We start from the raw sequence: 11,900 nt of genomic DNA, 5'->3' as shown, positions 1-11,900 counted from the left end.
GGCTGCGGTTGCCAATGGCTTCAGGGATCGACCGGGTTGCCGACGGCTCCACCAGTGGCTACGCGCACGGCGTGAGCCATGTGCTTGAGCGGGTTGCCGATAGAGGCGCGATCGGCTCCCGCCATAAGGGCGGCACTGACATCTTCACTAATAACGCGCAAGACTGCGGTGGCAGCCGCCGCGTGCAGACGCACCTGGATATCATCAGCCGGGCGGCGCAAACGATCCGCGATGATCTCGACCAGATCGCGCTCTATTTGATCGTGAGCCATTAGCCAGGCCGTCCGCAGATCCGGCTCTTTTTCAGCTAGCACGGTCATCTTGATCACGGCATCGTCGTAGGACTGCTGATCGGGATCTTTGGAGCGATTCGTCGCCCACTCGACGAGGTGATCTTCGAGGGAAACCTCCCGAGGCCAACGGCGCAACACCGCCACACACTCCTCTGCATCCTGCGCTAAGACCGGCTCGACACAGCTCTCCTTGTTGCGGAAGTACCGCCAGAGGGTACGTACTGAAATGCCTACTGCATCTGCAATCTGCTCGCCGGTTGTAGCAGTGACACCTTGCTCCCAGAACAAGCGCGCTGCTTCACGGGAGATTTCCAAACGCATCCGCTCGCGCCGCTGCTCACCCATCCTTTCCTAACTCTTGATTGCTTGTTGTTATACCAGTTACGGTGATACTCCACACAGTGAGCATTTTTTCCATTGATTGGCATCAGGTTCTATTTTTTTGTCACTAAATGTCATTATGGCACTAAGTGACATATTTTGACAAGGGGATGCTGCACAATAGTTACTTTTGCCGCACCGCAGCAAGCCAATGTATAAAACTAGAGAAATTTTGGTCGCTAAGGTTGAGGCGCTGAACTTCTACGACGTGGACGACAAAAAACAAACAAGAATAAAGTTTCTACTGCCGTTGAACCCTCGTAAATTGGCAAAGGTATTGGTTAATGGCTCCGAGTTTGATAAATAATTATGACGGTAAACATCCTCCCGCAACAAAGCAGTCAATATGCTTCTGAGATTTTTTGTGTAAGTCCTGATTTATATGAGATGCTGATTAATTAATGCTGAAATTTTTTATTTAGTTAAATTTATTTGATGTCTGTTGTTTCTTCTGTCTGCGTAACTGTTCCCGCAACAACTGCGAATTTAGGCCCTGGGTTTGACTGTATTGGTGCAGCTTTAACGCTTTATAATGAATTGAAGTTTATTCGAGAAGAAGTTAATCCAAACAAAAAGCTAGTTATTACAGTTACCGGAAGCGAATCAGCAAAAGTAGCAACCGATGAAAGCAATCTTGTATATCAAGCATTTGTAAAATTTTTTCAACATATAGAACAAACACCACCCCCAGTAAAAATTGAGATTAAATTAGGGGTTCCACTAGCGCGGGGTTTGGGTAGTTCCGCCACAGCTATTGTTGGTGGATTAATCGGCGCGAATGTATTGGCAGGTGAAGTTTTAACACCAACGCAGGTAATGGAATTAGCCATCATAATGGAAGGACACCCGGATAACGTGGTTCCGGCGCTTTTAGGTGGATGTCGTTTAGCTGCCACAAGCGATACGGGATGGGAAATTTGTGATATTCCCTGGTGTAGTGATGTCGTACCAGTACTAGCAATTCCAGATTTTGAACTTTCAACTAGCGAAGCGCGGCAAGTATTACCAACTCAAGTAAGCCGTGGAGATGCGATTTTCAACACGGCACACCTGGGGTTGCTATTGCGGGGATTGGAAACTGGTAATCAAAATTGGTTGCGGGCTGCTTTGCAGGATAAGTTACATCAGCCCTACCGAAAAACCCTGATTAATAATTACGATGCAATAAACGCCGCAGCCTTATCAGTTGGTGCTTACGGCATGGTTATCAGCGGTGCGGGACCAACATTACTTGCATTAACTAATACCGCTAATTCTCAAGCTGTAGCGGCAGCTATGGCTCACGAATGGGAAAATCAAGGAATTAAAGCACAAGTACAAACGCTCCAAATTGATAATCAAGGAGCAAGAAGCGTCGTTCAAGGATAAAAAGCAATTATGCAAGATGTTCGGGCAGAAATTGAGGTGATTCGTTCTCAAATCGATCAACTGCGCCGAGAAGGTGCTTCTCTTGCCGTGAATATTACGCCTTCTGAAGATAATGATAATTCACCCCAAGCAATAGCAGAAGCTTATCGTCGTCAAGCAAGAGAAAATCCTCAACTGTTTGCCGAGCTTAAAGGTATAGATGAGGCGATCGCAGCTTTAGAATTTCAATTAGCAGAAAAAGAAACAATCATAAAAAAATCTCGTTCGGGATATATAACCCGTCTTTCCGAGCAGATAGAACAATTGGAAGAAGCTAAAACCAAAGCTAAAGCTCATGCAGAACGAATAAATCAGCTAGCATCAGAACTTGCTACAGAAGTCAATAGTCTCAAAAATTGTGCCGACAATCTAACTCCGCTTTATTGGCAGGTATATTACAAACCGTTTATTACAGGCTTTAAAACTATCTCCGTTCCTTACGTTCGTTCTGATGGAGAAGTTTGGACGATTGTTAACCGGATTGTTTGATTAGGAAGTAGGGAATGGGGAAGGAACAGTTTAGAATACGTTGGCTTCCAAATTTTCTTTATTTATAGAAATTGCTTTTCGCTTCAAGCATACATTTCTATATTTTTGGTTAGTTATTGAAAAACTTTACTAATTTTCAACTCCTACAAGACAGAGTTTATGTTACAAATTGCAACGGTGGCTGTAGTCGCCGTTTTTTGTTTTATTAACAATTATTTATGATTTGGATCAAAAACACCGTTTTTTTTGAGTATTTATTACTAAAAAAGGTCTAAATTTTCATTTTATAGGGGTAAATTCTGTTTACAAAACTATAAATTGCTTAATATAATGTAAACATTAAGAGAAATTGTAAAGCGATTGTCAGTAATGAGCGAATTTCCTTGGCTAACTTCTATAATCTTGTTGCCCGCTTTGGCAGCACTAGCGATTCCCGTACTTCCTGATAAAGATGGTAAAACCGTTCGTTGGTTTGCTTTGGGAGTGGCGATCGCCGACTTTACATTAATGATTTGTGCCTTTTGGCAAAATTATGATTTTCAGAATGCATCATTGCAATTTGTTGAAAAATATGCTTGGGTACCGCAGTTAGGTTTAAATTGGTCTGTGGCAGTTGACGGTTTGTCAATGCCCTTAATTTTATTAACAGGCTTAATTAATACTTTGGCGATTTTTGCGGCTTGGAGAGTCACAAATAAGCCACGTTTATTTTATAGTTTGATGATGGTGATGTACGCCGCTCAGGTTGGCGTATTCGTCGCTCAAGATTTATTAATGTTCTTCTTGATGTGGGAAATTGAGTTGGTTCCCGTATACCTGCTAATTTCCATCTGGGGAGGACCAAAACGTCGCTATGCGGCAACTAAATTTATTATTTATACAGCGGCAGCATCTATATTTATTTTGGTAGCAGCGTTTGCAATGGCATTCTCTGGCGATACCGTAACTTTCGATATGACAGCTTTGGGAATGAAGCAATATCCCAAAACTCTTGAAATGCTTGCTTATGCAGGTTTCTTGATTGCCTTCGGCGTAAAACTGCCAATTTTCCCTCTTCACACTTGGTTGCCGGATGCTCACGGTGAAGCTTCTGCACCAGGTTCAATGATTTTGGCTGGCGTATTGTTAAAGATGGGTGGTTATGCATTAATCCGCATCAACATGGAAATGCTGCCCAACGCTCACGTTGTTTTTGCTCCCGTATTAATAATTTTGGGTGTAGTTAACATTATTTACGGTGCTTGCTGTGCCTTCGCACAAAGCAACTTGAAGCGTCGTTTGGCTTATTCTTCAATTGCTCACATGGGTATCGTGTTAATCGGAATCGGTTCCTACACCGAAATTGGGATGAGCGGTGCCATGTTACAAATGATTTCCCACGGTTTGATTGCAGCAGCATTATTCTTCCTTTCCGGCGTAACTTACGAACGCAGCCACACCTTAGCGATGGATAAAATGGGTGGTATGGCGAAAGTAATGCCCAAAACCTTTGCTTTGTATACCGCTGGTGCAATGGCTTCCTTAGCGCTACCAGGAATGAGCGGTTTTGTTGGCGAATTAATGGTATTCCTCGGTATGTCTAGCAGCGACGTATATAGCTCCAGCTTTAAAGTTGTAGTTGTATTGTTAAGTGCCGTAGGCGTAATTTTGACTCCGATTTATTTGCTCTCTTTGTTGAAACAGGTATTTTACGGCAAGCAGAATGAAGAATTACAAATGGAATCAATAGTAACCGATGTAAAACCCCGCGAACTTTTCATTGCCGCTTGTTTATTACTTCCAATCATCGGTATCGGTTTGTATCCGAAATTGGCAACACAAACTTATGATGTGAAGACGCAACAATTAGCAGTTCATGCACGTGAAGCCCTACCAGTAATTGCATCCAAACAACCATCGAGTTTGTATTCTAAAGTTATTTCCGCACCAACTTTAGCAGATTCAAATGTTGCTAGTTTGGTTAAAATTGCTGAGTAGTTAAGTACGAAATTCCGGGCTGGTGCTATTAAATCGTTGTGTAAATATTTGGTGGGGGTGATGAATGCATCACCCCCATTAATTTTGGTTAGTTGTTAGTTGATAGTTGATGAGCCACACCCTTCGGGTGAAAGTTGTTGGTTGCAAATCAACCTTTTCTATAAACATCTTTTCGATGCTTACATTGTAAAATTTGTATGTAACGAACTCTGTAATCACCAATCCGGATACGATACTCATTATCGTAACCTTTTAATTTAACAACTCCATCAGGACGTGGTTCTGAAGCAAGATTTTTGATTTTTTCAATAACGCGCTCAACAAAATCATTTGGCAAATTGTCAATCTGCTTTTGTACTGATTTTTAAATGAGTATAGTGTACTCGCTCATAATACTTAATTTGAGCGATTAGTAAGATATTTATCTATAGTAATGGACTCACCAGCGACATACTCAGCGCGAACAGCTTGTATTTCTTTATGTGTTTCTAAATTATCTTCATAAACCGCTTCTTCAGCTTCAAAAATTTGTTGTTCAATTATTTCTTTAAGTTGACATTTCTCTTCTAAATCTAAGGAAGAAATAGCTTCTACTAAAGTTTCTAGAGAGAGTTGTAGTTTAACTATAGCTGGCATTTTTTTCTTGCTGATTGTTTTGTTTTTCGCTTAAATACACCATAATGGTAATTTTAACATTTATATGATTGATATTCATATTTTCAGTGTATTCGACTGCAATATTTGTGATTGATTCCTTGGATTAAGCCATTTTTAGTTAAAAGTTTAAATATTTGAACTTAAACCAAGCCGAAAAGTAAAACCAGGACTATAAATTCTATTTACTCTTTCGTACTGTTCTCCAAGTAAATTTTCAAAATAAAATGTTAGTCCTAAACTTTGATTGATAGGTACGCGAGCGCTGAGATCTAAGTTTATATAAGATGATGAAAAATCGGTGTTTTTGTCATTTGGATTGGTAAAAAATGCTCGACGAGCGCCACTGGAATAATTTGCATAGAAATTTGCTTGCCATCCATCTTTTGCGTAACCAAATCCTGCTTGTAAATTTGAGTAAGGAATTAAACCTAACTGTAACCCGGATTCAGTTCCGGTTTTGATTTTGGCATCGGTATAAGTGTAGTTTAAAAATGTTGACCAATTACGCGCTACATTCCACCGTAAAGCAGCTTCAAAACCATTGGTATCAACTAACCCAATATTTTGCCATTGACCTTGAACTATACCTAAACGGTCATCTAAACTACTGCCAAAATAAGTAAATTGTCCCGTCAAATTTGATGCTAAATTAATATCAATTCCCGCAGTCCAATTAGAACCAGTTTCTGGTTTTAAATCACTATTTGGCAACCATCCATGTACAGTATCATAAAGATATTTTTGGTCTAAACCAGGATTTCTTTGTACAGAAGACCAACTTCCACGCACAGCTAGATTTGGTGATATTCCATAGCGAAAACCAGCGCTAGGATTAAAGTAATTTCCATATTCTGAATCAAAGTTTTGTCTTAATCCTAAATCAACTTGAAATGCATCGCTAATATTAATAGTATTAACGGCAAACAAAGCTGTATTTAACAAACTTCTATTTTCTGATTCATTTAAAACAATTCTATCTGGACGAGTACTATCTGTAATTCCATCTAAGTTAAGGTTATTTACATCTAAACCCCAACGCAGTCTGTAAGTTGGAGAAAGTTTCCATTCATGATCTAATCTGCCAGTAAATTGTTGAGTATCTAAAGTTCCAGTCCGATAAAATTGTGCGTTTTCAAAAAATGTCGGACCGTATGTATTAAAATAATCTTGGTTAAATCCTAATGTAGTTGTGAGTTGAGAATTATTAGCTAGTTGAGATTTCCAAGCTAAACCAATATTTAATCCATCATGGTCTAATCTGTCTCTTTGTAAAGGAAAACCAAAATAAACTAAACCACGACGACTGCTGAGCGTTTTCACGTCTAAACTCAGAGTGTTTTTTTGATTTAAATCAACTGCAATACTACCAAAATAAGTGCTGGTGGCTGTGTCGGCATTAAATAAATTACCATTTGCATCGCGGTTAGCTGCACCTACAGGGACTTGATATTTATTATCGATAAAAAAGCGTTCAAAACTTAAGTTGTAGCGAACTTTTTCAGTTCCCCCACTAAAACTTGACTGTTGATTATTTGAATTTAAAGAACCAAATTCGGCAGTAGCATTTAGTTTTGGCTTGCCCCTACCTTGCTTAGTGATGATATTAACAACTCCACCGACTGCTGAGGAACCATACAAGCTGCTGGCTGCACCGCTATATAATTCTATTTTTTCTATTGCTTCAGTGGGAATACTATTTAAATCTGTGGCACCATGATAAGTATTAATATTAGTATTTATCTGTCTGCCATTGATGAGAATTACCGACTGATTGATAGATGCACCGCGATAATAAGTTCCTGTATGAATGTCTGCTCCATGTCCAACGTCATTAATTACAAATCCCGGCATTCTTTTCAAAACATCAGCAACACTAGATGCACCTTGCTTTTGAATTTCTTCTTTTTCAATAATGTATATTGGTGTTGATTCTGGTAAGGTATTTCTTTCTCCAATAACTTCTAATATAATATCGTAATCATCTGTTTCTTTTTCTTCTATACGATTAGTTTGAGATATTTGAGTCGGATTATTTACTTCGTTTGCTTCGTTGTCTTCATCGGTCTTTTTTACTTTAATTTCTAGTGGTTGAAGTAAACTGGCATTAGTTGCTGGTAATTCGATTTCGCTGAGGTTGGGGATATTTAATTGAGTTTGAACTTTTAATTCTGTGTGATTAAGTTCAGCATCGTTTGCAAGTGAGGGGTAAGCAACAAACAGGTTAAGAAAACAGATTGAAAAAAAGTAGAAATTATTTTTCATTAAATCGAAGTGTGATTTTTTGCTAAAAATTACTGTTGAGATTAGCTGAGCTAGATTTCTGATTGTGTATCGCGATTTTTGCACGGGAAAATTATCGTACTCGCTCCATAACTTGCACAACTAGTCCGCGATTTAATGTTTAAAAATGGCTATTTGAGCTTGCGATTAACTGAAATACGGCAAGTTGATAATATTTTTTGCCTACTAGAAAATTTCCATAAAAACCATTAGACGTTCCACAATCAACATTTCTAATAAATTATGCTGAAAATAAGCAGAGGATACATAATTATTCCACCTGCTGACATAAATTTTTTATTGCCATTTATTTAACTTGAAAGTTCGTTTTTTAAACTTTCTTTATATTGCTGAATACACAAAAGATTATCGGTATTTAAAATAAATTGTCAACTAATTTGAGAATAACTTTAGTATTTATTTATCTTTGACAAGCTGTCTTATTAAGTATTTTTGATTTAAGAAACTATGACATATAGTCATATGAAAATATTTTTACTTTTTGACATTTTTTTGGCTATAGCCGTACTTGTTGTCCTAAGTAGGTGGAATTAATAAAAATCATCTTTGGGGCTTGAGTAAGTTCTCATACTATCTAACTCATAACTCCTAATTATTCCCTACTCCCTTCCAATAGAAAAAACCCGGCTGTAGAAGACAGCCGAGTTTTTACTTTGATTGAAGTTGTTGTTTAGATGGATGTATTAGTCTTTGCCGAATTCCTCCAACAGTTTCTTTTTATAAGTGACTGCGGCTACAGTAACCGTCTGACCTTTGATACGGTAGATAATTCGATACATATAGGCAAACTGTTGTCTGACATTATCGTCATCGAATTCTGGTACAACTTCACCAGCAGTAGGACAGTGATTCAAACTGCGAGTTACATCAAGTATTTTCTTGACTACCGCAGCAGCATAGGAAGCAGAATCACGAGAGATATATACGGCGATCGCTTCTACATCATCTAAAGCTTTAGGCGACCATTCTACTTGATAAGCCATTTGCTTAAACGTTCTTTGGCCTCATTGTGTGTCCTTGTTCCTCTAGTATCGGCTACTTCTATGCTACGTCGCACTTTTTCGCTGACATACAAATGATATTGAATATCTTCAACAGAACAATTATCTGGTAACTGTCTCAAAATAGATTGGATGCTTTCCTTTGGAGTACTCATAATCTTATTTTTTGGGTATTTATATAAATTCGGTAATAGCTAGTGGGCTTTAGCCCACTTCTATTCTCTCCTAAAAGTTGCTGTAATTGGTAATAGCATTCTTCATATTGTCCAGTACTTCGGATACGGACATGGTTCCTAAATCTCCGGAAGCACGGGTACGAATACTTAAAGTATTGGATTCTACTTCTTTTTGTCCGACTACAGCCATTACGGGAATTTTCTGCTTTTCGGCATTACGTATTAGTTTACCAAGTCTGTCGCCACTGGTATCTACTTCCGCACGAATACCTAACATTTTCATTTTGGCAGCGACATCTTTTGCGAAATCTAATTGTACTTCTGTAACAGGCAATAACCTTGCTTGTACTGGTGCTAACCATAAAGGAAAATCACCAGCATATTCTTCTATTAAAATACCAATTAATCGCTCTAAGGAACCAAAGGGCGCACGGTGAATCATTACTGGATGCTGACGAGTACCATCTTCAGCAACGTATTCTAAATTAAATCTTTCTTTTGACGGCAAGTTGTAATCTACCTGTACAGTTCCCAATTGCCATTCTCTTTCTAAGGCATCGCTAACAATAAAATCTAATTTAGGGCCGTAAAAAGCAGCTTCACCTATCCCTTCAAAGTGAGCCATTCCTAACTTTTCCACAGCGCGACGAATCGCACCTTGAGCTTTTTCCCATGCGTCATCGGAACCGATATATTTTTCCTTGTTTTCTGGATCGCGGAAACTCAATCTGGCTTTAAAATTCTTTAGTTGCAGTTTGTTAAATACCGATAAAATCAAATCTACAACATTGAGGAATTCTTCATCAAGCTGTTCGGGAGTAGCAAATATATGAGCATCATCTTGAGTGAAACCCCTTACCCGTGTTAAACCACCCAATTCTCCAGATTGTTCGTAGCGATAAACCGTACCAAATTCAGCTAAACGTATTGGTAATTCCCGATAGGAACGCAGTTCGCTGTTATATATTTGAATGTGAAAAGGGCAGTTCATCGCTTTGAGAACAAAACCTTCTTCCTGTGCTGCGGCTTCCTCGTCTTCCGCCATCATGGGGAACAAGTCTTCCTTATACTTCTGCCAATGCCCGGATTTTTTAAATAAATCTACTTTGCCAATATGCGGCGTTACAACTGGTGAATAACCGCGTTTTACCTGTTCTTCCTGAAGAAAATCTTGTAAAAGAGTCCGCAGTAAAGTACCTTTAGGAGTCCACAACGGTAAACCAGGCCCAACTAAATCAGAAAATATAAATAATCCTAACTCTTTACCTAATTTACGATGGTCGCGGCGCATTGCTTCTTCTTTACGCCGCTTGTATTCTGCTAGCTGTTCGGGGTTTTCCCAAGCAGTACCATAAATACGCTGTAGCTGTGCTTTATTTTCATCTCCGCGCCAATAAGCACCGGCAACACTTTCTAACTCAATCGCTTTCGGGGTTAATTCGCTGGTATTTTCTAAATGAGGCCCAGCGCATAAATCCCACCATTCATCACCCAAATGGTAAATAGTAATCGGTTCTTGTTTAATATCTTCTAAGACTTCTAACTTATAAGGTTCGTTAATTTCTTTGATTCGACGTTCGGCTTCTTCGCGACTGACTTCTTCTCTGATAACGGGTAATTTACGATTAATTATTTTTACCATCTGCTTGTAGATGGCTTTCAAATCTTTCTCGGTAAAAGGTTCTGGATTCTCAAAGTCATAGTAGAAGCCGTTTTCAATCCACGGCCCAATTGTGACTTGCGCCTGGGGAAACAACTTTTGTACCGCCATCGCCATGATGTGAGAAGTCGTATGGCGAATTTTTTTTAAATCCTCAGATTCGCTGGTACGCGGTAGATTAATTTTTTCCGGTTCTGCCGATTGATTATGAGAGTCGGGAGGTGATATTGGCTGTTTAACCATTGACGAAGAAATTACTCTATATATTTTGGAACTCCATCTATATTAACGACCTTGGGGTAAGCTGCATCACCCAGTGTCAAATGTTGTTAACAGTATTTACATATTTTTTGAGAAAACAAGCTATATCAACCTCGAAGGTTAAATATTACGTCTTTTGGATATGTACAAATTACAAAATAAATATATATAATAAGTAAAGTGTAATAAAACTTACAGATTGTTTTAAGGTTCTAGCTTTGAAAACACACTGCTTAAAATGTTAAGAATATTAAAGAAGGTTAATATTAGTAATAAAAATTGAATTTTTCCTCTCATTTATGCGAGACTCGAATTTACCGGAGCCAGAGTTGCCCAAGACAGTCTTGCAGCCATTGTTGGAAGACTTTGAGTACTGGGAAGGCTCGATCGCAAACCTTACTAGAAACAGAGCATCTACCATTTTTGGATGAGCAGGATCAATCTGACCTGTTGACGCGAGTGAAAGTTGCAGCTGATGAAGTTAAACACGACATAATGTTGTTTAGAGTCGCAGAAGGAAAGGTAGGGATTGATATGGCAACGCTTATACCAAGGCATAAGTTAGTTACAGAATGCTGGAATGTTGCGATGCGATTTCGCTCCCAAGAGGATGTTTCACAAGAGCAACACAAATCATAAAATCATAAATATTTTTTCTTAACTTCTTTAAATTTAATGATGTTTAAGAGAAAATGTACTTAATGCTACAAAAATATATTTTTGTATTGACTGCTTTACTTGAATTAAATATGGGCGTACTCATTTAAACCGTGGAAGCAATTTTTACATTGCAGCTGGAAGCGAACGGTATTGATAAGCCCAATTGAAATGAACGTTTAAAAACTTGCTGCCCCTAAAGGAAAACGAAGATGCTGTTACAACTGCTTTACATTCTCGCTTTTACTACTCTCGCTTTTATAGCTGTTGCTAATTTGATTCGCAATTTAATAATGTTTAGTTTCGATAGACAATCAAATTATCCGGCGCGATTCTCAAGGATGGATCGAGGAAGCGTTGGAGGAAATCAAGGCAATTATTCACTATCTACAAGAAGACAATATGTACCTCACCCAGAACTTTTAGATAATTCTGGCAATATTGTTAAAGAACCGCTGTTGGTAATGCGTTCGATCAATGTTGAAGATGCTCGCCGTTCTCTTGATGCTCTTTATGAATCATCTCCTGGAAGGAAAGCTGATAGTTCTGAGGAAGCTTAATTGGTAATTGGTAATTGGTAATTGATAATCTAAAACGTTTGTAGAGACGCGATATAATGCCTTGTCGGGCACGCTAGCGC

Annotated in this window: 11 protein-coding genes and 1 pseudogene; 5 read left to right on the top strand and 7 right to left on the bottom strand. The window is 38.7% G+C overall.

The annotated features are described in order from the left end of the window. Positions 1-20: 20 nt before the first annotated feature. On the bottom strand, positions 21-638 hold the full coding sequence (locus ACM03V_RS08300) for a TetR/AcrR family transcriptional regulator (RefSeq protein ID WP_414620291.1): 618 nt from the start codon (positions 636-638) through the stop codon (positions 21-23). A 471-nt stretch (positions 639-1,109) separates the two neighbouring features. Here ACM03V_RS08300 and thrB point away from each other — a divergent pair, with 471 nt between their 5' ends. From thrB to ACM03V_RS08285, 3 genes are all read left to right on the top strand, one after another. After that, on the top strand, positions 1,110-2,042 hold the full coding sequence (gene thrB / locus ACM03V_RS08295) for a homoserine kinase (protein WP_414620290.1): 933 nt from the start codon (positions 1,110-1,112) through the stop codon (positions 2,040-2,042). A 9-nt stretch (positions 2,043-2,051) separates the two neighbouring features. Continuing rightward, a complete protein-coding gene (locus tag ACM03V_RS08290) occupies positions 2,052-2,570 on the top strand; it encodes a hypothetical protein (protein WP_414620289.1) in 519 nt (172 codons plus the stop codon). A gap of 369 nt (positions 2,571-2,939) precedes the next feature. Further along, positions 2,940-4,547, top strand: coding sequence for an NAD(P)H-quinone oxidoreductase subunit 4 (locus tag ACM03V_RS08285; protein ID WP_414620288.1), 1,608 nt, complete (start codon positions 2,940-2,942; stop codon positions 4,545-4,547). Positions 4,548-4,695: 148 nt separating this feature from the next. On the opposite strand, the gene ACM03V_RS08280 is transcribed toward ACM03V_RS08285, so the two are convergent. From ACM03V_RS08280 to thrS, 6 genes are all read right to left on the bottom strand, one after another. Then, positions 4,696-4,893 (bottom strand): type II toxin-antitoxin system RelE family toxin, encoded by a 198-nt coding sequence (locus tag ACM03V_RS08280; protein WP_414620320.1) that lies wholly within the window; start codon positions 4,891-4,893, stop codon positions 4,696-4,698. 50 nt (positions 4,894-4,943) lie between these two features. Beyond that, a complete protein-coding gene (locus tag ACM03V_RS08275; RefSeq protein ID WP_414620287.1) occupies positions 4,944-5,183 on the bottom strand; it encodes a hypothetical protein in 240 nt (79 codons plus the stop codon). Positions 5,184-5,330: 147 nt separating this feature from the next. Continuing rightward, on the bottom strand, positions 5,331-7,466 hold the full coding sequence (locus ACM03V_RS08270; protein WP_414620286.1) for a TonB-dependent receptor plug domain-containing protein: 2,136 nt from the start codon (positions 7,464-7,466) through the stop codon (positions 5,331-5,333). 722 nt (positions 7,467-8,188) lie between these two features. Beyond that, positions 8,189-8,488 (bottom strand): type II toxin-antitoxin system RelE/ParE family toxin, encoded by a 300-nt coding sequence (locus ACM03V_RS08265; RefSeq protein ID WP_414620285.1) that lies wholly within the window; start codon positions 8,486-8,488, stop codon positions 8,189-8,191. Further along, positions 8,473-8,661 (bottom strand): hypothetical protein, encoded by a 189-nt coding sequence (locus ACM03V_RS08260; protein WP_414620284.1) that lies wholly within the window; start codon positions 8,659-8,661, stop codon positions 8,473-8,475. Before ACM03V_RS08260 ends, ACM03V_RS08265 begins: the two co-directional genes overlap by 16 nt. Before the next feature lie 70 nt (positions 8,662-8,731). Further along, positions 8,732-10,585, bottom strand: coding sequence for a threonine--tRNA ligase (gene thrS, locus ACM03V_RS08255; RefSeq protein ID WP_414620283.1), 1,854 nt, complete (start codon positions 10,583-10,585; stop codon positions 8,732-8,734). 317 nt (positions 10,586-10,902) lie between these two features. On the opposite strand from thrS, the pseudogene ACM03V_RS08250 reads away from it, so the two are divergent. After that, positions 10,903-11,242: pseudogene (locus ACM03V_RS08250) on the top strand (DUF2605 domain-containing protein). A gap of 233 nt (positions 11,243-11,475) precedes the next feature. Beyond that, positions 11,476-11,820, top strand: a complete 345-nt coding sequence (locus ACM03V_RS08245; protein WP_414620319.1) for a DUF2973 domain-containing protein — start codon at positions 11,476-11,478, stop codon at positions 11,818-11,820. Positions 11,821-11,900: the final 80 nt, after the last annotated feature.

This window comes from Calothrix sp. CCY 0018, assembly GCF_963920925.1.
In the GTDB taxonomy this organism is placed as follows: Bacteria; Cyanobacteriota; Cyanobacteriia; order Cyanobacteriales; family Nostocaceae; genus Rivularia.
This window is presented reverse-complemented; position numbering and strand designations above follow the sequence as displayed.

Bases quoted from the DNA above. Each gene is read 5' to 3' on its own strand.
- ACM03V_RS08300 (WP_414620291.1), bottom strand. From the start codon at position 638: ATGGGTGAGCAGCGGCGCGAGCGGATGCGTTTGGAAATCTCCCGTGAA.
- thrB (WP_414620290.1), top strand. From the start codon at position 1,110: ATGTCTGTTGTTTCTTCTGTCTGCGTAACTGTTCCCGCAACAACTGCG.
- ACM03V_RS08290 (WP_414620289.1), top strand. From the start codon at position 2,052: ATGCAAGATGTTCGGGCAGAAATTGAGGTGATTCGTTCTCAAATCGAT.
- ACM03V_RS08285 (WP_414620288.1), top strand. From the start codon at position 2,940: ATGAGCGAATTTCCTTGGCTAACTTCTATAATCTTGTTGCCCGCTTTG.
- ACM03V_RS08275 (WP_414620287.1), bottom strand. From the start codon at position 5,183: ATGCCAGCTATAGTTAAACTACAACTCTCTCTAGAAACTTTAGTAGAA.
- ACM03V_RS08270 (WP_414620286.1), bottom strand. From the start codon at position 7,466: ATGAAAAATAATTTCTACTTTTTTTCAATCTGTTTTCTTAACCTGTTT.
- ACM03V_RS08265 (WP_414620285.1), bottom strand. From the start codon at position 8,488: ATGGCTTATCAAGTAGAATGGTCGCCTAAAGCTTTAGATGATGTAGAA.
- ACM03V_RS08260 (WP_414620284.1), bottom strand. From the start codon at position 8,661: ATGAGTACTCCAAAGGAAAGCATCCAATCTATTTTGAGACAGTTACCA.
- thrS (WP_414620283.1), bottom strand. From the start codon at position 10,585: ATGGTTAAACAGCCAATATCACCTCCCGACTCTCATAATCAATCGGCA.